Here is a 26135-nt window from a genome sequence, read left to right as displayed (position 1 = left end):
GCCTAGGCATCTCCGCCGGCAACATCTTCGGGTGCTGCGTTTCCGGTTGCACCATTGCCCGGCGCGAACACCAGTACTGGCTTGGCAAAGTTTCCGGAGTCTGCCAGAAGCGCCACGAGGGTGCCGTCGGGCGCGAACGCCGCCGCTGGGTGGTCAGTGGTGGCGGCCGCGGGATCGCCCGCTTCTGCTCCGGCTGCGATCCGGCGTCCGAAGGAAATTTCGGTGGTCTCCTCTGCCGTGAGTTCACGGTTGGGCATCAGCGCCCGGGCAGCCTGGGACATTTCCAGGACATTAAGCTCCTCGGCCAGCTGTTCCAGCGTCCGGGCCTGGCCCAGAGAGTACGGGCCAACGTTGGTCCGGCGGAGGGCGGTCAAGTGGCCGCCCACTCCCAGCCCGTCGCCGAGGTCGCGGGCGAGGGCCCGGATGTAAGTGCCGGAAGAGCATTCCACAGTGACATCAATGTCCACAACGCCGCCGCCGGATTCCCGGTTGATGCTGTGAACTTCGAAGCGGTGGATAGTGACCGGGCGCGCCGCGAGCTTTACCTCTTCACCCGAGCGGACCCGGGCGTAGGCACGTTCACCGTTGACCTTGATAGCGCTGACGCTGCTGGGCACCTGCTGGATTTGACCCGTGAGGGCGGCGACGCCGTCGTGGATTGCTTCGTCGGCGACGGCGGCTGCACTGGCGGCGGCAATCACGTCACCTTCGGCGTCGTCCGTGATGGTGGACTGGCCCAGCCTGATGGTTGCCGTGTACGTCTTGGACGTGCCCACGATGTAGGTCAGGAGCCGGGTGGCCTTGTTGATGCCGACCACCAGGACGCCGGTAGCCATGGGATCGAGGGTGCCGGCATGCCCCACTTTCCGGGTTCCGGCGAGACGCCGCATCCGACCAACCACATCATGGCTGGTCCATCCCTGCGGTTTGTCCACTATCACCAGTCCAGAAAGCACGCTTCCTAGTATATCGGCGCTGACCACCACCCCTGCCCACAAGCCCTGCCCACAAGCCCTGCACCCAACTCCAGCCCCCAACTCCGGCGGCTAGGATGGCATCCATGCCTGAGATTGCGGCGCACGCGCGCGACGTCCCCGTCAACCAGATCCGGGAAATCACCGAGGCCGCCTGGCATACCCCCGGGGCCATCGTCTTGAGCATCGGCGAACCGGGCTTCGCGCTCCCCCGCCACATCCTGGAATCCGGCATGGCGTGCCTCGACCGGGACGAGACCAACTACACGCCCAACGCCGGCATCCCGGCCCTCCGTGAAGCATTCGCCGCCAGGTTCCGCGAACGAGCCGGACTCGATACCAGCCTCGGAGCGGAGCGTGTCTACGTGGTGGACGGCGCGCAGCAGGGCCTGCACTTCGCCATGAGCCTCCTGCTCTCCCCCGGAGACGAGATCCTGATCCCCAACCCCGGCTACCCCACATTCGCCATGACCAGCCGGCTCCTGAATACCGTCCCCGTGGGTTACCCGCTGTATCCCGAGCATGACTTCCAGCCGCGGATCCATGACATTGAGTCGCTCATCACGGACCGGACCCGGGTGCTCATCCTGAACTCCCCGTCCAACCCGCTGGGCGCCGTCCTCGGCGGGGACCTGACCCGCCAGCTGGTGGACCTTGCCCGCAAGTATGATCTTTGGATCATTTCCGACGAATGCTACGAGGCCTTCACCTACGACGTCCCCCACGTCAGCCCGGCCCGCTTCGACAGCGACGTCCCCGGCGAAGCGCGGGTATTCACGTCACTGACTCTCTCCAAGACGTACGGCCTGACCGGGCTGAGGATCGGTGCCCTGGTCTGTCCGCCGGGGCTGGAACAGAAGATGAACAACGTGATGGAGGCGATTGTCTCCTGCGTTGCCTCCCCGTCGCAGTATGCGGCGCTGGCGGCGCTGACAGGTCCGCAGGATTACGTCCGTCACGCCCATGACCACTACCGGGCCAACCGGGACGCTGCCTCAGCCGTGCTGGACGCCAAAAGAATCCCGTACCTAAGCGCCCAGGGAGCCTTCTATCTTTGGGCCGACGTCTCCCATGTCAGCGACGGGGATGTCCGGAGCTGGACCCGACGGTTCCTCTCCGATTCCGGCGTCGCGTTCGCGCCGGGAACCGCGTTTGGCTCGATTGGCGAAGGCTGGGTACGGATCGCGCTGTGTGGTGCCCGCGAGGATCTGGTCAATGGCGTCGGCAGGCTGCCGGATCGCCAGGACTCCTGACCCCGCCCTGGTCAGTAGTCTTTGCGTTTCGTATTGCGGCGCCAGGCAAGAAATGGAGCGTCCGACGTCGGAATGGCGGCTTGGGCGACCGGCAGCAGTTCCGGACGTGTGCCGTTGAAATACTCGTAGAACACGGCGTCGTCGAAACCGGCAGCGGCTGCACCATGGCGGTCGGCCGCAAAATAAACTCGATCGATCCGGGCCCACAAAGCGGCGGACAGGCAGAGCGGGCACGGCTCGCAGCTGGTGTAGAGCACGGCGCCCGTCAGGTCGAATGTGGCGACTGCGCTCGCGGCAGCGCGGATTGCCACCACTTCTGCATGCGCGGTGGGGTCGTTGTCCCGGGTGACCCGGTTGATGCCTTCATGGACCCGGCCATCCGGGGTCACCACCAGCGCACCAAACGGGCCGCCGCCGTCGGAGACGTTCCGGACAGCCAGCTCAATGGCCTGTTCCAGGTAGCGGGTGGCCTCGTGGTTCTCGCTCGCCTGCGTCATAACTAGATCCTAGCCATGACCCAGGATTTCCGGTTCAAAATAGGGGGCTCACAAAGGGAAATTTCCGTCGACGCCGTCCGCCCGGAGGACTAGCCTGGCGCCCGGGGGCTGTTAATTCCATATCCACTTTGGTCTCATTGCCCAGCCCCGTCCGTGGGGTGGCGAAAGCTACTCATCGCCAGAGCCGAAGATCCTGGCCGAAGGGCTGATGACTCCTTTGAGCCCCACCGGCATCGCAGTGTCCGACAGCGGGGATGTCTACGCGGCCTCGCTGTTCGGCAACGAGATTGTGAAGATCGATGCCTGGACCCGTGAGGCTTCACAGTTCCTGGCTGTGGACGGTCCTGCGGCCGTCGAACTGAGAGGGAAACCCATGTACGCCACGGCCGGCTTCAGCTTCGGGCAACCGACTGGAACCGTGCTGAAGGCCTACATCAGGTAGATCCTGCCGGTTCCGGTCCGGCAGACAAAAGAAGGCCCGGACCGCAGTTCAGTTGCGGGTCCGGGCCATCGCCTGGTGTCAGTTACTTATTGGCGTCTTCGTCGAGATCTTCGTCGTCGGTGAGGTCAATGTCCTCTTCGTCGAAGTCGTCCTCGTCGATCTCCACATCGGCGGGAACGTCGCTCTTGTACGGATCGGCGTCGCCGGCGTGCTTGGCGTTTTCGGCCAGGGCAGCCACCTCGGCGTCGCGCTTCTTGGCGGCCCGGAGCAGTTCCTCCAGGTTCGAGGCAACCACCGGGATCTGGTCCGCGACGAATTCCAGCGTCGGCGTCAGGCGGACAGTCACGTTGCGCCCCACCTCCTGGCGGAGCACACCCTTGGCCTTCTCGAGGCCCTTGGCAGCATCAGCCTGGATCGCCTGGTCGCCGAAAACGGTGTAGTAGATCGTGGCATGCTGCAGATCATTGGTCACCCGGGCATCGGTAACAGTGATGCCCTCCAGCCGAGGATCCTTAACCTTCCGGCCCAAAGCCTCAGCAACAACAACCTTAATCCGCTGCGCCAATTTGGCAGCCCGTGCGGGATCAGCCATTTCCACTCCTAAAAATTTTGGATGTACGACGGCGGCCACTTGGGCGACTGTCGCACTCATCTTGGATTCATTGCCACGCACTAACGGCGAGTTCACGACGGACCCGCGTTGGGTTTTTCCGGCGGCCTGGGAGTGGCATCGGGCCTGCCGAAGCTGGGCGGCAAGGGATCGCAGATCCCATGCCGCCCAGCGTACGGGCGGGGCCGCCGGGAAAACCCAACGGCCCCGCACCTGTAACGCTAAGACAACCTAGACGCGCGGCTTTTCGCGCATCTCGAAGGTCTCGATGATGTCGCCCTCGGTGATGTCGTTGAACGAACCAAGGCCAATACCACACTCGAAGTCCGTGCGGACCTCAGTGGCGTCGTCCTTGAAGCGCTTGAGCGTCTCAACGGTGAGGTTGTCACCGATGGTCTTGCCGTCGCGGCTGATGCGGGCCTTCGTGTTGCGTCGGATGATGCCCGAGCGAACGATGGAACCGGCGATGTTTCCGAACTTGGAAGAGCGGAAGACTTCGCGGACCTCGGCGGTGCCCAGCTGGACCTCTTCGTACTCCGGCTTGAGCATGCCCTTGAGGGCCATCTCGATGTCATCAATTGCTGCGTAGATGACGGAGTAGAAGCGCATGTCCACGCCTTCGCGCTCTGCCAGTTCGGCAACCCGCTCGGCAGGCTTGACGTTGAAGCCGATGATAACAGCGCTGTCGACCGTTGCCAGGTTGACGTCGTTCTGCGTGATAGCACCAACGCCGCGGTGGATGACGCGCAGCTGCACGCCTTCGCCGACGTCGATCTTGAGCAGTGCGTCTTCGAGGGCTTCCACGGCACCGGACACGTCACCCTTGAGGATGAGGTTGAGGGTGTCGATCTTGCCGTCGGCCACGGCCTGATCGAAGTCTTCCAGGCTGATGCGCTTGCGGCGCTTGGCTAGGGCGGCGTTGCGGTCGGCTGCTTCACGCTTCTCGGCGATCTGGCGGGCGGTGCGCTCGTCAGCGGTCACAAAGAAGGTGTCGCCGGCGCGCGGCACGTTGGACAGACCCAGCACCTGCACGGGGCGGGACGGGCCGGCCTCGGTCAGGACACTGCCGTCGTCGTCGAACATGGCGCGGACGCGGCCGTGGGCCGTACCGGCCACGATCGTGTCACCGACACGCAAGGTGCCGGACTGCACCAGGACGGTTGCCACGGAACCGCGGCCCTTGTCCAGGTTGGCTTCGATCGCGATACCGCGGGCGTCCTTGTTCGGGTTGGCGCGCATGTCCAGGGCAGCGTCCGCGGTGAGCAGGACAGCCTCGAGCAGCTCGTCAATGTTGAGGTCCTGGCGGGCAGAGACCTCCACGAACATGGTGTCGCCACCGTATTCTTCGGGAACCAGACCGTACTCGGTCAGCTGGCCGCGGACCTTCTCCGGGTTGGCGCCTTCCTTATCGATCTTGTTCACAGCCACCACGATCGGCACATTTGCTGCCTGCGCGTGGTTGAGAGCCTCAACGGTCTGCGGCATTACGCCGTCGTCCGCTGCGACCACCAGGATGGCGATGTCGGTGACCTTCGCACCACGGGCACGCATGGCGGTGAACGCCTCGTGGCCCGGAGTATCGATGAAGGTGATCTTACGATCGATGTCTTCGTGGGTGTGCGTGACCTGGTAAGCACCGATGTGCTGCGTGATGCCGCCGTGCTCGCCCGCCATAACGTCGGACTTGCGGATGGCATCGAGCAGACGGGTTTTACCATGGTCAACGTGGCCCATGACGGTGACCACTGGAGGACGTGCCTCGAGGTCGTCGTCGCCTTCGGCTTCGAGCTCGGCTTCGAAGTCGATGTCGAAGCCGGAGAGCAGCTCGCGCTCTTCGTCCTCCGGCGACACAACCTGGAGCTTGTAGCCAAGCTCCTCGCCGAGCAGCGCGAAGGTCTCTTCATCCAGCGACTGCGTGGCCGTGGCCATTTCACCGAGGTGGAAGAGGACCGTCACCAGTGCTGCGGGGTTTGCCTCGATCTTGTCTGCGAAGTCCGTGATGGACGAGCCACGGCGAAGCCGGACTACGGTGTTGCCGTCGCCGCGGGGTACGCTCACGCCACCCAGCGACGGAGCACTCATCTGTTCGAGTTCCTGGCGCTTGGCACGCTTCGACTTGCGCTGCTTGCCACGGCCTGCGCCGCCCTTACCGAAGGCACCCTGGGTGCCACCGCGACCGCGGCCACCCTTGCCGAAACCGCCGCCGGCCGGAGCGCCGCCACCGGCACCCGGAGCTCCACCGGTACCCGGAGCGCCACCTGGACGTCCGGGACCGCGTGCGCCGCCACCGGGACGTCCTGCACCAGCAGGTGCGGGACGCTCGGTGCGGTTGGGCATCATCCCCGGCGTGGGCCGGTTTCCGCCGGCACCCGCGGGACGGGGTGCACCCGGGCGGGGTCCACCCGAGCCAGCAGCCGGACGGGGGCCACCTGCACCGGCTGCGGGACGCGGACCACCCGGACGGGGGCCGCCGGCACCGGCTGCGGGGCGCGGACCACCCGGACGGTCGCCGTCCGGACGGCCACCCGCGCGGGGCATGCCCTGCGAAGGAGCGAACGGGTTGTTACCCGGACGGGGAGCACGCTCGCCGTCGCCACCGCGGCCGCGGGGCATGCCCTGGGACGTGGCGAACGGGTTGTTGCCCGGACGGGGACCGCCGGGACGCGGTGCGGAGCCGCCCTGCGAACCACCCTGCGCTGATCCGCCGGAGCGGGTCGGCGCGGCCGGGGCTTCAGCCTTCGGTGCCGGACGGGCACCGGGCTTGGCGCCGGTGGACGGTGCACTTGCAGCCGGAGCAGCCGGAGCTGACGGGGCCGCAGAAACGGGAGCGGGTGCAGCCGGAGCCGCAGCAGCTGGTGCTGCGGGGGCTGAGGGAGCTGCGGGGCCCGGAGCAGGTGCTACGGGTCGTGCGTCGGCCGACGGGGCAGGCGCCTTGGGCGCGGCTGCCGGAGCTGCGGTCTTAGCAGCTGCGTCGGGGTAGGCGTTGCGGAGCTTCCGCACCACCGGGGCCTCAATGGTTGAAGAGGCAGAGCGAACGAATTCGCCCAGTTCCTGCAGTTTGGTTACTGCATCTTTGGAAGTAATACCGAGCTCTTTAGCAAGCTCATGTACGCGGACCTTGGCCACATTTCTCCTGTCTCGGTCCGCACCGAGCCAGGCACGAACCGTCTACTTCTTAATGCGGGCCCCAGCCGCGGTTGCAACTACAGGGCCCCTTGCAGAGCGCAACAAAGTTGTCATCGTTGCGCACTCATCGCTGGGAACTCATCGGGTTTCCATCAGTTTTCTGACCCGCTTTCAGGTTGGACGGTTTTTGCTGCAGCTACCAGGGGTACCTGCAACGGGCCGGCGTCCTGCTTGCCTGCCATGATCCGGCGTTCGACGGCGGTGGACCCGGTTGCGCCATTGAGGGCCCTTCCGAATGCTCGCCGTTTGACCGCCAGGGCCAGGCACGCTTCGCTGGGGTGCAGCCATGCACCCCTGCCAGCCATCCGGCGTCGTTCGTCTACCAGCACTGCGGTGGAACCGCTGCCTTCGGCGACGAGCCGGAGTAACTCAGACCGCGCAGCCTTTTTCCGGCATCCGATGCAGGTACGCTGCGGTTGATCCTCGGTGTGAAGCACTTCTGCCACGGTGAGTATCTTCCTGACGTTCATAACTGCTGGCCCTAAGTTCCCAACCGCACATCGGCGGAACGGAATACTCAGGGCACACGAATACCGGCCGTTAGGCGCGGTCATGTCTATTCTAGCCCCTCAGGGCAGTTCTGCCCGAAACCAGGGCATCGGCCGACGGTATCCGCCGTTGGCCGTTGCCCCGGAGCGGTTTCAGCTTTCGCGCGCAGGGGCGGCGTCGGAGACGATATCGATCCGCCAGCCCGTAAGCTTGGCCGCCAGCCGGGCGTTCTGGCCCTCTTTGCCGATGGCAAGCGAGAGCTGGTAGTCCGGGACAATCACACGCGCGGAGCGGGTGGCCTCATCCACGATGGTGACGGAATTCACACGCGACGGGGAAAGTGCGCTGGCAATAAACGTAGCCGGATCCTCACTGAAGTCGACGATGTCGATTTTTTCGTCGTTCAGTTCCGTCATAACGGCGCGGACGCGGGAACCCATTTCACCGATGCAGGCGCCCTTGGCGTTGATGCCCTGGGTGTTGGCCTTGACCGCGATCTTGGTGCGGTGACCGGCCTCGCGGGCCAGTGCCACGATCTCCACTGAGCGGTCCGCGATCTCCGGGACCTCCAGTTCGAAGAGCTTCCGGACGAGGCCCGGGTGCGAACGGGACAGCGTGACGGACGGGCCTTTGGTGCCGCGATGGACATCGATAACGATGGCGCGGAGTCGGTTGCCGTGAATGTACTTCTCCCCCGGCACCTGTTCGGGCGGCGGCAGCAAGGCCTCCACCGAACCCAGGTTGACCTGGATCATGTGCGGGTTGTTGCCCTGCTGGATCAGGCCAGCCACAAGTTCGCCCTCGCGGCCCTTGAACTCACCCAGTATGGCGTCGTCCTCAACGTCGCGCAGTCGTTGCAGGATGATCTGCCGTGCGGTGCTCGCTGCAATACGGCCGAAACCGGTAGGAGTGTCCTCGAACTCGCCGATGGGGTCACCGTCGTCGTCGATCTCCACGGCCCAGATGGTCACGTGGCCGCTCTTGCGGTCCAACTCGGCCCGGGCCTTTTCGAAGGCGCCGGGCGATTTGTGGTACGCCACCAGGAGCGCCTGCTCGATGGTGGGGATCAGGAGGTCCAGCGGGATTTCGCGCTCACGCTCCAGTAGTCTCAGCGCGCTCATGTCAATATCCATCAGGCCTCCTCAGAAGGTCCATTGTGCTCAGGTTCCAGACCAGCTTCTTCAAGGTGGCTGAATTCGATCTCGACTTTTCCGCTACGGATCCTGTCGAAAGGAAGAATCTGGGAATCGCCCTGCTTGGGCTTCATGCCCCTCTTGACGGCGATCTCCGGGATGATGGTGACGCCGGAATCATCCACTGACTGGACCCTGCCGGTGACATTTTCGCCCTGGATAACGTTAACCTTGACCATCCGGCCCCGGGCACGGTGCCAGTGCCGGACTTCGGTGAGGGGACGCGCAACACCCGGGGAGGAAACCTCGAGGTCGTAGGGGCGCCCGTCGTCCGCTGGATCATTATCCAGGACATCGGAGAGGATCCTGGAGATGTCCGCAATGACATCAAGGTTCACGCCGCCGGTTTCCTCCTGCGGCAGGTCAACCACCACGTGGACCACGCGGTGCGAACCCGCCATGATGGATACGTCCTCGAGGTACAGGCGGTTGGCCTGCACCGCCGGTTCCAGCAGCGCCCGGAGCCTGATGGCTTCGGGATTGTTGGCGGGCGCAGCAACAGCGGTACCCGTTCCGGTAGCGTCTGATGAAGTCGTGGCTTCTGCATTACTCACGATGCCGGCCGCCTTCCAATAGATGATGTTATGACTACTAGCGTAACGATTTTCCGGCCGCAGTGGTGCACGAAGATCCGCATCGGGCGTGAGAACATGGTCTGTTGTGAAGGACGACACGCAGGAAACCGGCCGCCGCAGGCGCTATTTCCAGTACGCCGTTTTTGGGCTGGCCACCCTCCTGGTGGTGAGCCTGGGATTGGTACTCATCCCCCGCGAACCGTCCCCGCCTGCGGCGCCGCCGTTTTCCGAGCAGGCCAGGGCATCTGCATTCGCGGATTCCCTGTCCCTGAGGGTCGCGGGCCAGGACCTGGAAGGCACTGCCGGCGCCACCGCGCCGACCCCCCTAGCGGCTGCCCTGGCACGCGTTGTGACTTTGCTGACTGTCCAGGCACAGGCGCTGATGCTGCCGGCTGTTGCTTCCGGGAATCGCGCCCCGACCGACCCTGCCACGGCGACGGCGCTGGCCAGCGTCACGCCGTGGACCACCGCGGACTTCGCCGCTGCCCTCCAGGCAAGCGGGGCTCAGCGGCTCCAGGACGCCGAAACGGCCGACGGCGGCATGGCCCGCCTTCTCGCCGGCACCGGCACCGCCCAGCTTCTGGCCGCGGAGGAGCTGGCCTCGGCGGCCGGGATCGCATTGGCACCGCTTCCAGTTGCCGGACCGTCCCCCCTGGCATCACCGGCGGCCCCCACGCCTGCTACGGCTACAGCCGCCGCCAGCTGTCCCAGCGAAGCGGCGGTCGCCGACGCAAGCACTGGGGCGGACCTCGGCTTGGCGCTTGCCTCTGCCGTTGCCGGCGAGCTGGAACTGGTCTACGCGTACCAGGCCGCGCTGACCCGGCTTAACTCCCGGTCAGCTGCTCCGGCGTCGGACTTCCTGGCCCAACACCTCACCCTCCGAAACGAAGCAGAGGCCATGGGCGGGTCCCACTGCGCCGCCGTACCCCTGAGGCAGCCCGGTTATGCCCTGAGCCAGGTGTTCCTGGCAGACCCTGCAGCCGGGCTGGGAACACTGGAGGCGGGGCTACTGCCTGTGCTCGGCGACCTGGTGGCCCTCAGCGAGGGGCGCGATCGTGAATGGGCGCTCTCTGCACTTCAGTCGGCGGCCCGGCGGACCGCCCATTGGGGCGCATCGCCGGGTCCGGTTCCCGGCATGGTCCTGGAAGAAGCTCTCCTGCCTCCGCTGCCGGAGCCTGTATCAACCCCGGGACCTTCCACAACCAGCGCCCAGGGCAATTCGTAGCCAAGGCCCTGCACTGGCTTGCCGCGGGCACTAATGCTTTGCTGGAGGCATGGACAGTGCCGGCGCCCCCGCCCTTCACGAGAATGAGCCACATCAGAACGACGTCGCGCAGCGCCTGAATTGGCTGCGCGCCGGCGTGCTGGGTGCCAATGACGGCATCGTCTCGGTCGCCGCAATCGTGGTGGGCGTCGCCGGTGTCACCACACAATCCGGCCCGATCCTTGTCGCCGGCACTGCAGGCCTGGTGGGTGGTGCAGTTTCCATGGCCTTGGGCGAATACGTGTCCGTCAGCAGCCAGAAGGACAGCCAGCAGGCCCTGATCGAAAAGGAACGCCTGGAGCTGCAGGACCAGCCGGAGGAAGAGCTGGAGGAACTCACTGCGATCTACCAGGGCAAGGGACTGAGCCTGGACACAGCAAGGGAAGTGGCGCGGGAGCTGACAGCCCACGACGCGCTGGGCGCGCACCTGTCCGCCGAACTGAACATCGACGAGACAGACATCGTCAGTCCGTGGCACGCCGCCATTGCCTCCGCCGTCGCATTTCTCATCGGCGCCATCCTTCCGATGCTCGCTATCCTCTTACCTCCGGAGAACATCAGGGTTCCCCTGACCTTCGTGGCCGTACTCGTGGCACTCGCGGCCACCGGAGCGTTGGGCGCCTGGATCGGCGGCAGCTCTAAAGTGCGGGCCGCCGCCAGGGTAGTGGCGGGCGGGGCTTTGGCCTTGGCTGCCACGTTCTCCATCGGTAACCTGCTCGGCGCAAGCGGCGTCCTATGAGCGTCCGGATTGGCGTGCAGATCCCGCCGGCCCTCACCATGCGTTACAGCCACAGCAGTGCGGGACGGGCCTGGCTCTCCTCCCTCCCGGGACTCGTGCAGGGCCGGCTGGAACATTGGGAACTGGCTGTTGACCTGGCAGCCGGCGCCCTCCCGTGGCATGGCCACGGCGGCGTGGTGGTCCCTGTCCGCCGGACGGATGGGACTCCGGCGGCGCTCAAGATCGCCTTTCCCCACGATGAGGCACGGATGGAACGCCATGCGCTGGCCCTGTGGGGAGGCTCCGGCGCCGTCCAGCTGTTAGGATCCGACGCCGGAACCTGCGCCATGCTCCTTGAGCGGCTGGATGCGGACTCCTCACTCCAGGCGCTTCCGCTGGACGATGCGGCGGCTGCCTGGGGCAGCACCATGCGGCAGTTGGGCCTGGTGCCGGACGGACGGCCGCAGTGGCAGGAATTCGACCACATCGCCGGGCGCGCCGAACAATGGAGCGATGACCTCCCCGCCGACTGGGAACAGCAGGGCCGACCGTTCCCGCGCTGGCTCCTGGAGGCGGCCCTGGAGGTCTGCCAGACCCGCGGTGCCGTGGGCCGCCGCTCGGGCCGCGATGTCCTGGTCCATACGGACCTGCATTTCCTGAACATCCTGGCCCGGCCTCTGGCCAACAGTGGAGCGCAGAACGGGCAGGTTTTCGTAGCAATCGACCCGCAACCCATGATTGGCGAACCGGAATTCGCGGTGGCACCGCTGCTGTGGAACCGTCTCGGCGACCTGCCCCGGAGCGATCCGGCAGGAGGGTTGAGGCGGCGCTGCCAGGACTTCAGCGCCGCGGCCGGACTCGATGCCGAGGCTTCCCGCCAGTGGGCCGTGGCGCGCGAAGTGGAGAACGCCCTCTGCTACGCGGCCATGCCGCGCCACCAAGGCGATCTGACCCGGTCCCTCTGGGTGGCCAGTACCCTTGCGGGGCGGACCCTCGACGGCCTTCCCTCGGCGCACGCTCTGCCTGAGCCGGGCCACGGCGACAGCTGAGCGTCGGGTGGCTTCCCGATGGAACGGTGCCTCAAGTTGATCAGCCGGCAGCCCGCACAGCCGCCAAAGCGGAGCTGACTGCCTCGACGGCAGTGCCGACGTCGTCCGCATCAGTGCTCCAGTTGCTGACCGAGACGCGCAGGACATCCCTGCCCTGCCAGCGTGAACCGGACATCCAGACCTTGCCGTCCTCGATCACCCGGGCTGTCACGGCTCGCGTGGTGGCGTCGTCCCCGAAGGCGAGCGAAACCTGGGTGTAGTCCACCGTGTTGAGCACCTCGACTCCGTCCACGTCGGCAAGGCGGCTGCCGATCGTCGAAGCGGCCTCGGCGAGCCCACGGACCTGGGCTGCCACGCCGTCCCGCCCCAGGGAGCGGAGGGCGGCCCACACCGGCACCCCGCGGCCGCGGCGGGACAGCTCCGGCGCTTTCTCGAAGGGATCGCCTGGGCCTTCGACGTCGTGGATCAGGTAGCTGGTGTGCTGCAGTCCCATGGCGCTGCGCAGCGCTGCTGAATCCCTGACAATGGCAATACCGCAGTCGTACGGGACGTTGAGCGTCTTATGGGCGTCGGTCCCCCACGAATCGGCCAGGGCCATGCCGCGGGTGAGCTCCGCGAATTCAGGCACGGCGGCGGCCCACAGTCCGAACGCTCCGTCCACGTGGACCCAGGCACCGTGCCGCCGGGCAACCTCGATGGCGGCATCGAAGGGGTCGAAGGCTCCGGAGTGGAGGTTGCCGGCCTGGAGGCAAACCAGCGCGGGCCCGGACCCTTCCGCCAGCAGCCGGTCCAGGTCTGCGGCGACCAGCCTGCCTTGGGCATCAGCGGGGACCGCGGTGGGCCGGCCGAGCCCGAGGTACCGCAGGCCCAGGTCAATCGTCTCGTGGCGCTCCTGGCCCACAAAGCACCTGATCCGCGGGGCGCCTGCCAGGCCATCGACGTCCAGGTCCCAGCCGGCATCGGCCAGCAACCGCCACCGCGCAGCGGCCAGCCCGGTGAAGTTGGCCATGGTGGCACCCGTGGTGAAGCCGACATCCGATTCCGCCGGGAGGCCCAGGAGGTCCAGCAGCCAGTGGCCGGCCCCCTCTTCGATGGCGGCTATGGCAGGCGTGGCGTAGCGCAGGCCGGAGTTCTGGTCCCAGGCGCTGACCAGCCAGTCCGCGGCCAGGGCAGCAGGCAGCGTCCCGCCGATCACCCAACCAGAAAAGCGCCCCGAGGGCATGGCCATCAGCCCCGGCTCGGCTTTGTCCGCCAGGTACTCAACCACAGCTGCGGCAGGCATGCCCTGCTCGGGAAGTGGGCCGCCGAAGTCGGCCGCGAGATCGTGGGCGCTTTGGGCAGGACCGACGTGCCTGTCCGGCAGGCTCGCCAGCCACTCGGCGGCGCGGCGTGCCGCCGCTGACAATGCTTCCGAATAGGATTCCCCGCCTGCGGACATACCTGCATGGTACGCCCGGCCGGCGACTGCGAGGGCTTTGGCAACCCTGTCAGGCGAAGTTTTCCAGCCAGACATCGATGCCGAGTTTGATGATCAGGGCGCCTACCACCAGCAGGAATACAACACGGATGAAGCGGCTGCCCTGCTTCACCGCGGTCCGTGCGCCCAGGTAGCCGCCGGCCATGTTGGCCAGGCCCAGCACCAGGCCAACACCCCACAGGATTGACCCGTGGGGCAGGAAGAAGAACAGGGCGCCTGCGTTGGTGGCCATGTTCACGATCTTGGCTTTGGCGCTGGCCTCCAGGAAGGCATAGCCCATCGCCGAAACGAGCGCGATGATGAGGAAGGAACCGGTGCCCGGACCGATCAGGCCGTCATAGAAGCCGATAACGGCCCCGATCAGGCAGGCCACCACGTAGTGCGCGCGGCCATCGTGCCTCAGCACGGTGATGTCGCCGACGTTGGGCTTCAGCGCCGTAAAAAGCGCGACGACGACCAGCGCCACCACGATGATCGGTTTGAAGACACTCGCAGGCAGGGTGGCGGCCAGAACTGCCCCGGCGAAGCTGCCGGCAAGGGCGATCAGCGCCATGGGCACGGCTGTCCGAAGGTCCGGTTTCACCCGCCTGCAGTACGTCACCGCGCTCGTGGTGGTGCCAAAAATAGACCCCATCTTGTTGGTGGCCAGGGCCTGGACCGGCGTGATTCCCGGTACCAGCAGCATGGCCGGCAGCTGCAGCAGGCCCCCGCCGCCCACCACCGCGTCTACCCAGCCGGCCGCAAATCCAGCCACCACAATCAAGATGATCGTGGTGAGCTGGATCGACTCGAAACCGGAAATCACCGCCGCAGGTCAGCTGCGGACGGCGGTGACCACATAGTCAACAGCCTTGTCCACGGCTACGTTCTCGGCTTCGCCGCTGCGGCGGTCCTTGACTTCCACAACGCCGTCCACCAGGCCGCGGCCGACGGCCAGGATAGTGGGGACGCCGACGAGTTCCGCGTCGCCGAACTTTACGCCCGGGGAGACCTTGGGCCGGTCGTCATAGATGACGTCCAGGCCGGCGGCCTCGAGTTCCAGGGCCAACTTCTCGGCGGCGGCAAAGATCTCCTCGCCGCGGCCGACGGCCACCACGTGGACATCTGCCGGGGCGACGGCGCGGGGCCAGATCAGGCCCTTCTCATCGTGGTTGGACTCGGCGAGGGCGGCGACGGCGCGGGTGACACCAACACCGTAGGAACCCATGGTCACCACGACCTGCTTGCCGTTCTGGTCCAGGACCTTCAGGTCCAGGGCCGCGGCGTACTTGCGGCCAAGCTGGAATATGTGGCCCATTTCGATGCCGCGGGCGGTTTCGAGCGGACCGGAGCCGTCCGGAGCCTCGTCACCGGCGCGCACGTCGGTGCACTCGATGACGCCGTCCCAACCAAAGTCGCGTCCGGCGACGAGACCGAAGACGTGCTTGCCGGCATCGTTGGCGCCGGTGACCCAGGCGGAGCCGCTGACGACGCGGGGGTCCACGAGATAGAGCATCTTTGCGGCGCCCTCGTTGCCCAGCAGCGGCGCGTCCAGGGACATGCCGGGGCCGAGATAGCCCTTCACGATCAGGGGCTGCTTCTTGAGGTCGTCGTCGTTGGCGGCTTCGAGCGTGATCTCGCCGGCAAGCGGCAAGAAGGACCCGATGTTCGCTTCGACGCGCTTGAGATCAACGCCGCGGTCGCCGGGGAGGCCGATGACGACGAGCTGGCGCTCCCCGGTGGGCAGTGTGACGGCGAGGACGACGTTCTTGAGCGTGTCAGCGGCGGTCCAGGCGCCGCCGTCGGCCTCTGCCCGCGGAGCGAGGACGTTGGCGGCGTCCACGAGCGTGTCGATCGTGGGGGTGTCCGGGGTGTCCCGGACCTCGGCGACGGGGGCGCCGGTGAAGTCGATGTCCGCGGGAACCACAGTGGTGACGGCTTCAACGTTGGCCGCGTACCCTCCGGCGGAGCGCACAAAAGTGTCCTCACCGATCTCGGTGGGGTGCAGGAATTCCTCGCTCTTTGACCCGCCCATCGCACCGGCGGTGGCCGCAACGGGAACAACCTCCAGGCCCAGGCGCTCAAAAATCCTGAGGTAGGCGACGCGGTGTGCGGCGTAACTGGCGTCCAGGCCGGCGTCGTCCACGTCGAAGGAGTAGGAGTCCTTCATGATGAATTCGCGGCCGCGGATCAAGCCCGCCCGGGGGCGTGCTTCGTCGCGGTATTTGTTCTGGATTTGGTAAATGCTCAGCGGCAGGTCCTTGTAGGACGAGTACAGGTCCTTGACCAGCAGGGCGAACATTTCCTCATGCGTGGGTGCCAGCAGGTAGTCGTTGCCCTTACGGTCCTTGAGCCTGAAGATGCCTTCGCCGTATTCCGTCCAGCGGTTGGTGGCCTCGTAGGGTTCCTTGGGCAGCAGCGCCGGGAAGTGGACCTCTTGGGCGCCGATAGCTGACATTTCCTCGCGGATGACCTGTTCCACTTTGCGCAGCACGCTGAGCCCCAGTGGCAGCCAGGTGTAGATACCCGGCGCGGCCCGGCGGATATAGCCTGCCCGGATCAGGAGCCGGTGGCTGGCCACCTCGGCATCGGCGGGATCTTCACGCAAGGTGCGCAGGAAAAGCTGGGACATTCTTGTGACCAAGGGTGGGCATCCGTTTCTGGGAATAGCTGCTGGAAAAGCAGGACGGGGCAATTCTTCTGGGTACTAATCTACCGGCAATCCAAGCCCCTTCTGGCGGCGGAACCTGAGCCGGGCCAGAGCCAGGCGCGGAGCCGGATGCGGGGCTGTGCTGAGGGCCGGGCGGGCGGAACGCACTAGAGCCACGCCCGGCGTGCAAAGCCCCTGGCCGTAAACGGCTGGTCATTACATGCGGACGTGGCTCCATGGCCGTTGACGCCTGGGTACTGGTGAGGACTGGTGAGACCGCCCACCCACTCCAGCGCAGCTAGGTCGAACCTATGTGATAGCCGACACATGCACAAGGGTTTTTTCCATTCGAAGTTATTGACGGCGACCTTCGGCAGGTCTAGGTTTAATTCATCACCTGGTGAATTAAGCGAGGACTCCCAGCATTTCGGAGGGCACACATGTCCCATTCAGCAGCAACGGCCCCGGCCAGCCCCGAGCCTGAGGTGGCCGTCGCCGCCAGCTCCCTGCACGTCACAAGGGGAAATGTTTCCGTCCTGCGCGGCCTGGACTTTTCCATCCACACGGGCCAGATAACCGGGCTGTTGGGCCCGTCCGGCAGCGGCAAGACCACCCTCATGCGGGCCGTCATGGGCGTCCAACTACTCACATCCGGCTCAGTAAAAGTACTGGGGCTGCCCGCCGGGCACCCTGACCTGCGGCACCGGGTGGGCTACGTGACCCAGTCCCCCAGCGTGTATCCGGACCTCACCGTCGAAGCCAACGTCCGCTACTTCGGCGCTATGCACCGCAAGGGCCGCGCCGAAGCCGCGGAGGCGATCGCCGCCGTCGGGCTTAACCCGCAGGCTAGGCAGAAAACCGGCGACCTCTCCGGCGGTCAGCTGAGCCGGGTGTCACTGGCCTGCGCCCTGGTGGCTCGTCCCAGCCTGCTCGTCCTGGATGAACCCACCGTCGGCCTTGACCCGGTGCTCCGTGCGGACCTGTGGGACCGGTTCCGGACCATGGCCGAGTCCGGGACCACACTCCTGGTTTCCAGCCATGTGATGGAGGAAGCCAGCCATTGCGGATCGCTGCTCCTGCTCCGGGAAGGGAAGCTCCTGGCGCAGCTGACGCCAGCGGAATTGAGTCAACGCGGGCACAGCGCGGATCTGGAGAAGGCCTTTCTGCACATCATCCAGGACACCGTCGAGGGCCGGTCCACCGAAGGGACGGTACGGTCATGAACGTGTTGATGCTGTTGGCCACCACCCGGCGCGTCCTGGACCAACTCCGGCACGACCACCGAAGCATCGCGCTGATCCTGGTGGTTCCTGCGCTGCTGCTAACCGCCGTGTACTTCCTCTACGAAAATGAAACACTGGCGCCAGGCGCGCCCAGGACTTTTGACCGCGTAGGCCTGATGATGCTGGCGATCTTCCCGTTTGTGGTGATGTTCCTGGTCACGTCCATCACGATGCTGCGCGAACGCACCTCCGGGACCCTTGAACGGCTGCTGACCACTCCCATCCACAAGGCGGACCTGCTTTTCGGCTACGGGCTCGCATTTTCCATCATGGCCGCGCTGCAGTCGCTGGCGGCAACCGCCGTGGCTTACTGGATTTTCGGGCTCGACATCCAAGGCAGCCCGGGTCTGGTGGTCATGATTGCCGTGATAAATGCGGTTCTTGGCGTCGCCCTGGGGCTGCTCTGTTCGGCCTTCGCCCGCACAGAATTCCAGGCCGTGCAGTTTATGCCGGTGGTGGTGGTCCCGCAGATTCTGCTCTGTGGCCTCTTTGTGGCCCGCGAGAGGATGAACGAGGCCCTGGAGGCTGTGTCGAACGTCCTGCCCCTGACCTTTTCGGTGGATGCGCTCCAGGAGATTGCCACCAACACCGAGGCCACAGACCAGCTGTGGATGGACGCAGGCATCATGGTGGCCATTGTCCTGGCGGTTCTGGTCCTCGCGTCGTTGACCCTGCGGCGGCGGACTTCGTGAATGGACAGCAGTATCCGGCGGGCGGCTTAGATCCTGCGGGCGCCGCGGAGTCCGCAGGCAGCGCGGCTGGTCCGGTCCGGCGGGGCAGACGCGGCGGGGCAAGCGAGTCGAGGGACCAGATCCTGGACACCGCCCGGAGACTGTTCGCCGAACACGGTTTCGAGGGGACCAGCCTGCGCCAGATCGCCCGGGAATCCGGAGTGGACCCCGCCATGGTGCACCACTTCTTCAAAGGCAAGGACCAGCTTTTTGCGCTGAGCGTGGCACTGCCGGCCGACCCGGAGAAGGTCCTGGCGGGCGTCAACGGCTACTCGCCGGAGGACCGGGCCGAGGCGATTGTGCGTGCGGTGCTGCGCTTGTGGGAGAGCCCGGCCCAGCACAGCCTGGTGGCCTTCCTCCGGGGAACCATCGGTTCGAAGGCGAAGACCCTGCTGCTGCGGGAACTGGTACAGCGCACCATCCTCAGCCGGATCATGGCGGGAGTCCCCGGACCGCCCGCAGAAGTGGCCATGCGCGGAAGTCTCGTGGCCACGCAGATGGTGGGCGTGATGCTGGTCCGGTATGTCATTCGGCTGGAACCGCTCGCGTCCGCTTCCCCCGAGGACGTTGTCCGGCTCGTGGCGCCTAACATCCAGCACTACCTGACGGGTGACCTGAAAGCTGAGGGGTGACCTAATGCGGCATCCTGGAGGCTAGAACAGCACCGTGGCGAAGGTGCCAACCTGGCGGAAGCCCACCCGCTCGTACGTGGACCGTGCACGCAGGTTGAAGCCGTTGACGTAAAGGCTGGTGACAGGGGCAAGCGTTCGTGCCTTCTCCACTACGGCAGCCATGTAGCCTGCGCTCAGACCCTGTCCGCGGTAGCCCGGGTTCATCCATACACCCTGGATCTGCGTGACGTCAGCTGTCACAGCTCCCAGCTCGGCCTTGAACACAACATCGCCGGATTCGTTGACGTGCGCCAATGAGTGGCCTTCCCGGATGAGGCCTTCCACCCGACGGCTATAGAACTCCTTGCCCCCGAGGAACGGCGAATAGCCCACTTCCTCTTCGAACATGGCGGCGCAGGCAGGAAGGATCCGGTCAAAATCGGCCAGCCGGCCAAGGTCCAGGTCCTCGTTCGGCTCCACTGTCGGCGGCCCGCACAGCGTCATCAGCGGCTGTTCATCCCGCACCTCGTGGGCCGCATGCCCCAGTTCTGCAAGCTCAGCATGAAGTGCAAGGACGGCATCTGCGGGGCCGAAGGCGGAGGCGAAGCGGCGGCCGGATGTGCTTGCTGCCGCAGCGACAAGCCCGGTGAATTCCGGGTCAAGCTGGACCGGGACCAGGTTGGCGCCTGCCCAGCACGCGCCCGCCAGGATGCCGTCGTCGAAAACTCCCAAGACAGCAGCACCACCAGTGGTGGGCGCAGCCGAACCAGCCGCCCGAAGGTGCGCCAGGATAAATACATTGGCCACCGGGTCCTGCGACGCGAGGCGCCGCAGGGCAGGGGTGTCCGCACCGGCGAGGGTCCTGACGGATATCCCCGCCGGCGCGGCGTCCTCTTTATGAGACGCTAACCACGGGGCTACCCTTGACAGCATCTTCGCCATCGGCCTCCCCCATCTCTTCAGCTATGCGCATGGCCTCTTCGATCAGTGTCTCAACAATCTCGCTCTCAGGCACAGTCTTGATGACTTGGCCCTTCACAAAGATTTGGCCCTTGCCATTGCCCGACGCCACACCCAAATCGGCTTCGCGGGCTTCGCCCGGCCCGTTCACAACACAGCCCATCACTGCCACGCGGAGCGGAATTTCCATGCCTTCCAGCCCTGCAGTGACCTGCTCGGCCAGGGTGTAGACGTCCACCTGGGCGCGGCCGCATGACGGGCAGGAGACGATTTCCAGTTTGCGCGGGCGCAGGTTCAGTGACTGGAGGATCTGGTTGCCCACCTTGATTTCCTCGACGGGCGGCGCCGAGAGGGAAACCCGGATGGTGTCGCCGATGCCCTTGGCCAGGAGCGCCCCGAAGGCCGTAGCGGACTTGATGGTTCCCTGGAAGGCGGGCCCGGCTTCGGTCACGCCCAGGTGCAGGGGCCAGTCGCCCTGCTCGGCCAGCATCTCGTAGGCAGCAACCATGATGACGGGGTCGTTGTGCTTGACCGAGATCTTGAAGTCGTTGAAACCGTGCTCTTCGAACAGCGAGGCTTCCCAAACGGCCGATTCCACGAGGGCCTCGGGCGTGGCTTTGCCATATTTCTTCAGGATTCCAGGCTCGAGGGATCCGGCGTTGATGCCGATCCGGATGGAGGTCCCGTGGTCCTTCGCGGCGCGGGCGATTTCCTTAACCTGGTCATCGAACTTGCGGATATTGCCCGGGTTCACGCGCACTGCCGCGCAGCCGGCCTCAATTGCAGCGAACACGTATTTGGGCTGGAAGTGGATGTCCGCAATGACGGGGATCTGGGACTTGCGCGCGATGATGGGCAGTGCCTCCGCATCATCGGCAGACGGGCAGGCGACACGTACGATGTCGCAGCCGGAAGCGGTGAGTTCCGCGATCTGCTGCAGGGTGGCGTTGATGTCCGTAGTGGGCGTGGTGGTCATGGACTGCACGCTGATGGGCGAGTCCGAACCGACCCCGACGGAACCCACCTTGATCTGCCGCGTCTTGCGGCGGGGGGCGAGGACGGGCGGCGGTGCTGACGGCATTCCCAGGCTGACCGAGGTCACGTGGACTCCTTGAATAGGTGTTTCAGTAGTGAAATAGGTCCGGGAATCAGGATGCGTGTGCGGCCAGGAGGCCGATCACGGGAGTCCACTCGGTGGTCCGGATCCCGGCAATGGTGCCGGCGACGGCGAACGGGTCCTGCTTGAGGAGTTCGTTCAGTTCGGTTTCGTCCTGGACCTTGAAGATCAGCAGGGCGCCTGCCCCGTCACCGTAGGGTCCGCTGGTCAGCAGTTGGCCCTCATCCGCCAGACCCGCCAGCCAGGCGCGGTGTGCGGGGCGGTGGTCATCACGGACGGCGGAGGAATCGGCGGCGTACACATACTCAACGGCAAAAACAGTCATAAGGACACCCTATCCCCAGGGGTGGGCTGCCGCCGATCCGGGCACCGGGAAGACTCACTGCAGGAACGCCACCTTGATCACCGCCGCCGTTCCCGCGGCCCACAGCATGGATGTGAGCGTTCCGATGATGAACCGTTCCGCAGCCACGGGCGTCTCCTTCAATTCGGCGAACCTGCCCAGGCCCTTGATGGCCACAATGTAGGCGATGGCCACCGGCTGTCCGGTCAGGATGGCCATGCAGACGCCCAGGCGTTCCAGGACTCCGATGATTGCCCCGCCGCGCAGGATCCGCTGGGCCGGCAGCGTGGACGCCGGCTGGGGAACGTCCGACGGCGGCTGGCCGCCTCCTGCCGTCAGCTCGCCGTCGACGGTTTGCCGGGTACCGGTCCGCGGGGCTTCCGACACGGTGTCCACGGTGACATCGGCCGAAGGATCCTGGGCTGATGCGTCCGGGGCCGGCTTACTGGCCGCGTCCGCTTTGTCGTCAATGGTCCGGGCGAGCCGGAAGACCAGTGCGGTCACCGGCCATCCTGCAAATCCGGCCACCAGCAGGGCAACTGCGATCCATAGTGCGTTCACCGGTCGCCTTCAATCTGGGAATGCGCGCACTCGAGGAGCATGGCCGCGGCGGGCCTGGCGGCCCATTCTTCCTGCCAGCCGGACCTGAGCACAGCACGGCTCACCGACTGCTCCGTGATTCCCAGTTCCTGGGCCACGTGTTTCTGGCTGCCGTGCTTCCCATCGCCGCCCTGGAGTGCGCGCAACCGGTCCACCACCCGCCACTGGGCTGGTGTGCGTTGCTGCACCAGCCGTCCGATCAGGCGAAGCACCGCCTGGGCATTTGCACTGCTCATTGCTCCTTCCTTGGCGCGGGGAGGCATCTCCCGGCCACGGCCGATACTGCCGGACACCACCGACAATGGCACCTGACCAGCCGCACCCTTGGCGATTTCCACGGCCTTTCGCGCTGCCACAAAGCCGCTCCCGGAACCTTCCCGGGGGCTGCCACCCGGGGTGAGCTGCACGGCACCGACGCCGATCCCGACGTACCAGTGCCCGCTCCGGAGTGCGTACATGGCGATCTCCACCACATCCTCGGCATGTTCCACCACGCCCTGGAGTTCATCACCCACTGAGCGCTCAAAGGGCGCCGACGCAAGGCTGCGCAGCGCGGTGATCAGATCGGGAACGCGGTCGACGTCGGCGGTGCTGCCGCGCTGGTCGATGGTCAGTACGTACATGGTTTAACCGTACCCAGATGATCACGCATAATCAATCAAAAATAGCTGATTATTAAATATCAGCCAATAAAGGCTGATTGTTCAAAATCACCCGATGTGGTCAGGTACTGCTGCAGCAGGCCGGGATACGCTCCAGGCGATCCATCCGCCGGCAGGAGTCAGCCGAACAGGTTCACCGGCTTGACGATGTCGGCATAGATCAGGAGCGCACTCATGCCCATCAGCAACACAGCCACCACGTAGGTCACCGGGAGCAGCCTGGCAATGTCAAAGGCGCCCGGATCCGGTTTGCCGAACAGGTTGGCCACCCGCCGCCGTGCCCCTTCGTACAGCGCTCCGGCCACATGGCCGCCATCGAGCGGAAGCAGTGGGATCAGGTTGAAGACCGCGAGCGCAAAGTTCAGTCCGGCGAGCAGCCCTACCAAGGCGCCAATCCTGGACTGGAGCGGCACTTCTTCCATGGCGGCCACTTCACCGGCCACGCGCCCGACGCCCACCACGCTGATGGGGCCGTTGGGGTCCCGCTCTTCCTCACTGAAGGCCGCCTTGGCGACGCCCACCACCCTTGCGGGCAAGTTGAAGATGACGCCGGCCACTTGCTTGATGTTTTCGCCCGCCATGGGCAGGACGGAAGACGCCGGCTGGGGAACCAGTTCGGTCTGCGAGCCGATGCCCAGGAATCCGACGTCCTGGTACAGGAGGGTGCCGGCGTCGTCCTTGGCCTGGCGTCCGTCCACACCGACGACAGGGCGGGCAGAGAGTACCGGAGTTACTGTGGTGGTGACAGGCGCACCGTCGCGCTCCACGGTAATGCTCACTTCCCTGCCGGCGGAGGCACGGATCCATTCGGTCATCTGGTCCCACCCAGTGACAGCCTTCCCGTCAAAGGAGGTAACCACGTCGTTGGGCAGGAGCCCGGCGGCGGCCGCGGGGGTCAGTTGGCAGTCCGGGGAATCGGGATCAACCGTTTGGCCGGCCGCCACCTGGCATTTGGAGACGTCGGCGATGGTTGTGGTGGCCGTGGCCATGCCGAAGCCCATCAGCAGCACGGCTGTCAGGACCACGCCGATCAGCAGGTTCATGGCCGGACCGCCCAGCATCACGATGATTTTCTTCCACACCGGCAGCCGGTAGAACACGCGGTTTGCGTCCTCCGGACCCACGTCCTCGTGTGCCACGGACCTGGCCTCCGTGGCCAGGGTCTGGAACATCCCGGTGCTGGAGGGGCGGACGGTTCCGTCGTCCTTGTTGGGTGGATACATGCCGATCATGGACACGTAGCCGCCCAGCGGAATAGCTTTCACTCCGTATTCAGTTTCGCCCTTCCGTTTGGACCACAGGGTGGGGCCGAAGCCGATCATGTACTTGGTGACGCGCACTTTGAACAGTTTGGCGGGCACCAGGTGCCCTACTTCGTGCAGCGCGATGGACACGGCAATACCGATCGCCACAAAGACGACGCCGAGGATGAAAAGGAGGACGGGGCTCATGCGTTGATCTGCTGCTTCCTAGAGACTGCTGACTGCTAAACGTTCGTGGGCGCGCGTACGTGCCCAGTTTTCAGCATCCAGTACCGACTCCAGCGTCAGCCCGGAGGATCCTGAATGTTCGCTGAGGACAGCATCGATGGTGTCCACGATTTCGGTGAAGCGGATGCGCCCCGCGTGGAACGCCATGACCGCTTCCTCGTTTGCCGCATTGAAGACGGCGGGAAAGGTGCTCCCCTGCTTGGCGGCGTCCTTGGCCAGGTCCACCGCCGGGAAGGCTACGGTGTCCAACGGTTCGAACGTCCAGCTGGTGGCCTTGGTCCAGTCGCACGGGAAGGCTGCCTTGGGGACCCTGTCCGGCCAGCCCATCCCCAGGGCAATGGGGAGGCGCATGTCCGGCGGGGAGGCCTGGGCGATGACGGACCCGTCGATGAACTGGACCATGGAATGGACCACCGATTGCGGGTGGACCACAACATCGATCCGGTCCAGCGGCACGTCGAAAAGCAGATGGGCTTCGATGAGCTCCAGGCCCTTGTTGACCAGCGTGGCTGAGTTGGTGGTGACCATCAGGCCCATGTCCCACGTGGGGTGCGCCAGGGCCTCTTTCGGCGTTACGTCCTGGAGCTGCTCCCGCGTCCGGCCCCGGAACGGCCCACCGGACGCCGTCAGGATAAGCTTTTCAAGTTCAGCCGCGGAGCCGGAGCGCAGGCATTGGGCTATCGCTGAGTGCTCGGAGTCGACCGGAACGATCTGCCCCTCAGCCGCGGCGGCCTTCACGAGCGCTCCGCCCACGATCAGCGATTCCTTGTTGGCCAGCGCCAGTGTTGCACCAGACTTCAGTGCGGCAAGAGTCGGGGCGAGCCCGATGGACCCGGTAATGGCGTTGAGTACCACGTCCGCCGCTACGGCTGCGATTCGGGCCGAGGCGTCCGGGCCGGCGATGATTTCGGGGCGATAATCCTGCCGCCCAGCGAGGCGCGCGGCCTCGGAAATCAGGTCCTGCAGCTGCCGGGGATCCCCCGCTGCGATGCCTACCGCGCCGGCACCGGTGTGGACGGCCTGGCGGGCCAGGAGCTCCATGTTGCCGCCGCCGGCGCTGAGCGCCACGACCTCAAAAAGGTGGGGAGCGCCGTCGACGACGTCAATCGCCTGGGTGCCGATGGAACCGGTGGATCCGAGGAGGACGATTCTGCGAGGCTGCATGGGTTAAGTATCCCGCACCCGGCCCGCTGTCCGGTCAGGCTCCCGCCGCCAGTTCGATGAAGCCCTTCGCCAGCGTGGACACGGCTCCGATGTAGGCGATGGCCACAACGATCCTGCGCACAGCGGCCGGTTTGACCTTGCCGGACAGCAGATCGCCTGCGCTGATTCCCGCCACCATGGCGGTCAGGATGCTGAGCCACTGCCAAGCATCCAGGCCGGGAACATGTCCACCCGACAGTACGTACTTGATGGCCAGGGAAGACAGCCCGGTGGTCACGAAATAGGGCTGGAGGGTGGCGCCGAAACTCTTCTGCTCCCACCGGGTGGCAATGGCGTACGCGGTGATGGCCGGTCCGCCGACGCCCGCTGCCGCGTTCATCAGTCCGCTGGTGAAGCCGAGAGAGACCATGGGAACAGGGCCGCTGGCACGCCAAGAGCTGCGCGTCAGCCGCTGCGAGGCCAGCAGGGCGATGATGAGGAGGACGCCGATGCAGATCTCCAGCGGCGCTTCGGCCACGTTGCTGGCCAGCCAGGCACCCGGCAGTACCCCGGCGAGGGCGGCGAGCGCGAGTCCGAAGTAGCGCTTCCACTCCACATGCCGCCAGACCCTGGAGAGGATCAGCAGGGATGAGGCTGCGCCGCAGAGGTTAATGATCATGACGCCGTCGAAGGGACCGAGCAGCACCACCAGGACGGGAGAGACGAGGAGGCCGAATCCGAGGCCGGCCAGCCGCTGGGCCAGAGCCCCCGCAACGACCGCAATGAGCACCAATGCAAACACCATCCGATCCTAGTGGGCGGACAGCGACGCCGGGCGT

The 26135-nt window shown here is 65.7% G+C and carries 26 protein-coding genes; 8 read left to right on the top strand and 18 right to left on the bottom strand.

The features are described from left to right. Positions 1–2: 2 nt before the first annotated feature. On the bottom strand, positions 3–956 hold the full coding sequence (truB, locus tag ACQCSV_RS07840; protein WP_426939446.1) for a tRNA pseudouridine(55) synthase TruB: 954 nt from the start codon (positions 954–956) through the stop codon (positions 3–5). Between the two features lie 104 nt (positions 957–1060). Here truB and ACQCSV_RS07835 point away from each other — a divergent pair, with 104 nt between their 5' ends. After that, positions 1061–2227, top strand: a complete 1167-nt coding sequence (locus tag ACQCSV_RS07835; RefSeq protein ID WP_354159188.1) for a pyridoxal phosphate-dependent aminotransferase — start codon at positions 1061–1063, stop codon at positions 2225–2227. Positions 2228–2238: 11 nt separating this feature from the next. Here ACQCSV_RS07835 and ACQCSV_RS07830 read toward each other — a convergent pair whose 3' ends face one another. Continuing rightward, a complete protein-coding gene (locus tag ACQCSV_RS07830) occupies positions 2239–2724 on the bottom strand; it encodes a nucleoside deaminase (RefSeq protein WP_354159190.1) in 486 nt (161 codons plus the stop codon). A 208-nt stretch (positions 2725–2932) separates the two neighbouring features. Between ACQCSV_RS07830 and ACQCSV_RS07825 the strand changes: the two genes are divergently transcribed. Beyond that, positions 2933–3166, top strand: coding sequence for a hypothetical protein (locus ACQCSV_RS07825; RefSeq protein ID WP_354183739.1), 234 nt, complete (start codon positions 2933–2935; stop codon positions 3164–3166). An 82-nt stretch (positions 3167–3248) separates the two neighbouring features. Here ACQCSV_RS07825 and rbfA read toward each other — a convergent pair whose 3' ends face one another. From rbfA to rimP, 5 genes are all read right to left on the bottom strand, one after another. Further along, complete coding sequence (rbfA, locus tag ACQCSV_RS07820; protein ID WP_354159194.1) at positions 3249–3758, bottom strand: 30S ribosome-binding factor RbfA; 510 nt, start codon at positions 3756–3758, stop codon at positions 3249–3251. A gap of 249 nt (positions 3759–4007) precedes the next feature. After that, positions 4008–6902, bottom strand: coding sequence for a translation initiation factor IF-2 (infB, locus tag ACQCSV_RS07815; RefSeq protein WP_426939445.1), 2895 nt, complete (start codon positions 6900–6902; stop codon positions 4008–4010). 152 nt (positions 6903–7054) lie between these two features. After that, on the bottom strand, positions 7055–7432 hold the full coding sequence (locus tag ACQCSV_RS07810; protein ID WP_354159198.1) for a YlxR family protein: 378 nt from the start codon (positions 7430–7432) through the stop codon (positions 7055–7057). 171 nt (positions 7433–7603) lie between these two features. After that, a complete protein-coding gene (nusA, locus tag ACQCSV_RS07805; protein ID WP_354159200.1) occupies positions 7604–8584 on the bottom strand; it encodes a transcription termination factor NusA in 981 nt (326 codons plus the stop codon). After that, complete coding sequence (gene rimP / locus ACQCSV_RS07800) at positions 8584–9198, bottom strand: ribosome maturation factor RimP (RefSeq protein ID WP_354165856.1); 615 nt, start codon at positions 9196–9198, stop codon at positions 8584–8586. The genes nusA and rimP overlap by 1 nt, the downstream gene beginning before the upstream one ends. A gap of 88 nt (positions 9199–9286) precedes the next feature. Here rimP and ACQCSV_RS07795 point away from each other — a divergent pair, with 88 nt between their 5' ends. From ACQCSV_RS07795 to ACQCSV_RS07785, 3 genes are read left to right on the top strand one after another with little or no spacing between them, the layout of a single operon-like run. Next, the gene (locus ACQCSV_RS07795) at positions 9287–10444 is read left to right on the top strand and encodes a DUF4439 domain-containing protein (RefSeq protein WP_426939444.1); all 1158 of its coding nucleotides are present in this window, start codon (positions 9287–9289) and stop codon (positions 10442–10444) included. Between the two features lie 49 nt (positions 10445–10493). Continuing rightward, a complete protein-coding gene (locus ACQCSV_RS07790; RefSeq protein ID WP_354159206.1) occupies positions 10494–11222 on the top strand; it encodes a VIT family protein in 729 nt (242 codons plus the stop codon). After that, on the top strand, positions 11219–12250 hold the full coding sequence (locus ACQCSV_RS07785; RefSeq protein ID WP_354159208.1) for an aminoglycoside phosphotransferase family protein: 1032 nt from the start codon (positions 11219–11221) through the stop codon (positions 12248–12250). Before ACQCSV_RS07790 ends, ACQCSV_RS07785 begins: the two co-directional genes overlap by 4 nt. Positions 12251–12290: 40 nt before the next feature. Here ACQCSV_RS07785 and ACQCSV_RS07780 read toward each other — a convergent pair whose 3' ends face one another. From ACQCSV_RS07780 to ACQCSV_RS07770, 3 genes are read right to left on the bottom strand one after another with little or no spacing between them, the layout of a single operon-like run. Beyond that, a complete protein-coding gene (locus ACQCSV_RS07780) occupies positions 12291–13688 on the bottom strand; it encodes a pyridoxal phosphate-dependent decarboxylase family protein (protein ID WP_426939443.1) in 1398 nt (465 codons plus the stop codon). 49 nt (positions 13689–13737) lie between these two features. Beyond that, positions 13738–14532: a sulfite exporter TauE/SafE family protein gene (locus tag ACQCSV_RS07775; protein WP_426939442.1), complete on the bottom strand. Its 795-nt coding sequence runs from the start codon at positions 14530–14532 to the stop codon at positions 13738–13740. Between the two features lie 9 nt (positions 14533–14541). Further along, the gene (locus ACQCSV_RS07770; protein WP_426939441.1) at positions 14542–16350 is read right to left on the bottom strand and encodes a proline--tRNA ligase; all 1809 of its coding nucleotides are present in this window, start codon (positions 16348–16350) and stop codon (positions 14542–14544) included. A 446-nt stretch (positions 16351–16796) separates the two neighbouring features. On the opposite strand from ACQCSV_RS07770, the gene ACQCSV_RS07765 reads away from it, so the two are divergent. The 3 genes from ACQCSV_RS07765 (at position 16797) to ACQCSV_RS07755 (ending at position 19002) form a co-directional block, all read left to right on the top strand. Further along, the gene (locus ACQCSV_RS07765; protein WP_354159214.1) at positions 16797–17579 is read left to right on the top strand and encodes an ABC transporter ATP-binding protein; all 783 of its coding nucleotides are present in this window, start codon (positions 16797–16799) and stop codon (positions 17577–17579) included. Between the two features lie 8 nt (positions 17580–17587). After that, positions 17588–18331 (top strand): ABC transporter permease, encoded by a 744-nt coding sequence (locus tag ACQCSV_RS07760; protein ID WP_354156096.1) that lies wholly within the window; start codon positions 17588–17590, stop codon positions 18329–18331. Positions 18332–18450: 119 nt separating this feature from the next. Beyond that, on the top strand, positions 18451–19002 hold the full coding sequence (locus tag ACQCSV_RS07755) for a TetR family transcriptional regulator (RefSeq protein WP_354159277.1): 552 nt from the start codon (positions 18451–18453) through the stop codon (positions 19000–19002). 21 nt (positions 19003–19023) lie between these two features. Here the strand turns inward: ACQCSV_RS07755 and ACQCSV_RS07750 are convergent, their stop codons facing one another. The 8 genes from ACQCSV_RS07750 to ACQCSV_RS07715 all read right to left on the bottom strand — a co-directional run bounded on the left by ACQCSV_RS07750 (position 19024) and on the right by ACQCSV_RS07715 (position 26101). Further along, positions 19024–19914, bottom strand: a complete 891-nt coding sequence (locus ACQCSV_RS07750; RefSeq protein WP_354156094.1) for a GNAT family N-acetyltransferase — start codon at positions 19912–19914, stop codon at positions 19024–19026. Then, positions 19877–21043 (bottom strand): flavodoxin-dependent (E)-4-hydroxy-3-methylbut-2-enyl-diphosphate synthase, encoded by a 1167-nt coding sequence (gene ispG / locus ACQCSV_RS07745; protein ID WP_104063099.1) that lies wholly within the window; start codon positions 21041–21043, stop codon positions 19877–19879. The genes ACQCSV_RS07750 and ispG overlap by 38 nt, the downstream gene beginning before the upstream one ends. 46 nt (positions 21044–21089) lie before the next feature. Further along, the gene (locus tag ACQCSV_RS07740) at positions 21090–21383 is read right to left on the bottom strand and encodes a YciI family protein (RefSeq protein WP_354156058.1); all 294 of its coding nucleotides are present in this window, start codon (positions 21381–21383) and stop codon (positions 21090–21092) included. Between the two features lie 54 nt (positions 21384–21437). Further along, the gene (locus ACQCSV_RS07735) at positions 21438–21962 is read right to left on the bottom strand and encodes a hypothetical protein (protein ID WP_426939440.1); all 525 of its coding nucleotides are present in this window, start codon (positions 21960–21962) and stop codon (positions 21438–21440) included. Next, positions 21959–22624: a MarR family transcriptional regulator gene (locus tag ACQCSV_RS07730; protein WP_426939439.1), complete on the bottom strand. Its 666-nt coding sequence runs from the start codon at positions 22622–22624 to the stop codon at positions 21959–21961. The genes ACQCSV_RS07735 and ACQCSV_RS07730 overlap by 4 nt, the downstream gene beginning before the upstream one ends. 158 nt (positions 22625–22782) lie before the next feature. Beyond that, positions 22783–24114 (bottom strand): site-2 protease family protein, encoded by a 1332-nt coding sequence (locus tag ACQCSV_RS07725; protein WP_354159220.1) that lies wholly within the window; start codon positions 24112–24114, stop codon positions 22783–22785. 18 nt (positions 24115–24132) lie between these two features. Next, a complete protein-coding gene (gene dxr / locus ACQCSV_RS07720) occupies positions 24133–25317 on the bottom strand; it encodes a 1-deoxy-D-xylulose-5-phosphate reductoisomerase (protein WP_354159222.1) in 1185 nt (394 codons plus the stop codon). Positions 25318–25351: 34 nt separating this feature from the next. Further along, positions 25352–26101, bottom strand: a complete 750-nt coding sequence (locus ACQCSV_RS07715) for a sulfite exporter TauE/SafE family protein (protein WP_354159224.1) — start codon at positions 26099–26101, stop codon at positions 25352–25354. Positions 26102–26135: the final 34 nt, after the last annotated feature.

The sequence above is a fragment of the Pseudarthrobacter sp. S3 genome (assembly GCF_050156905.1).
In the GTDB taxonomy this organism is placed as follows: Bacteria; Actinomycetota; Actinomycetes; order Actinomycetales; family Micrococcaceae; genus Arthrobacter.
Note: the sequence above shows the minus strand (reverse complement) of the source record. Positions and strands in the feature narration are given on the sequence as shown.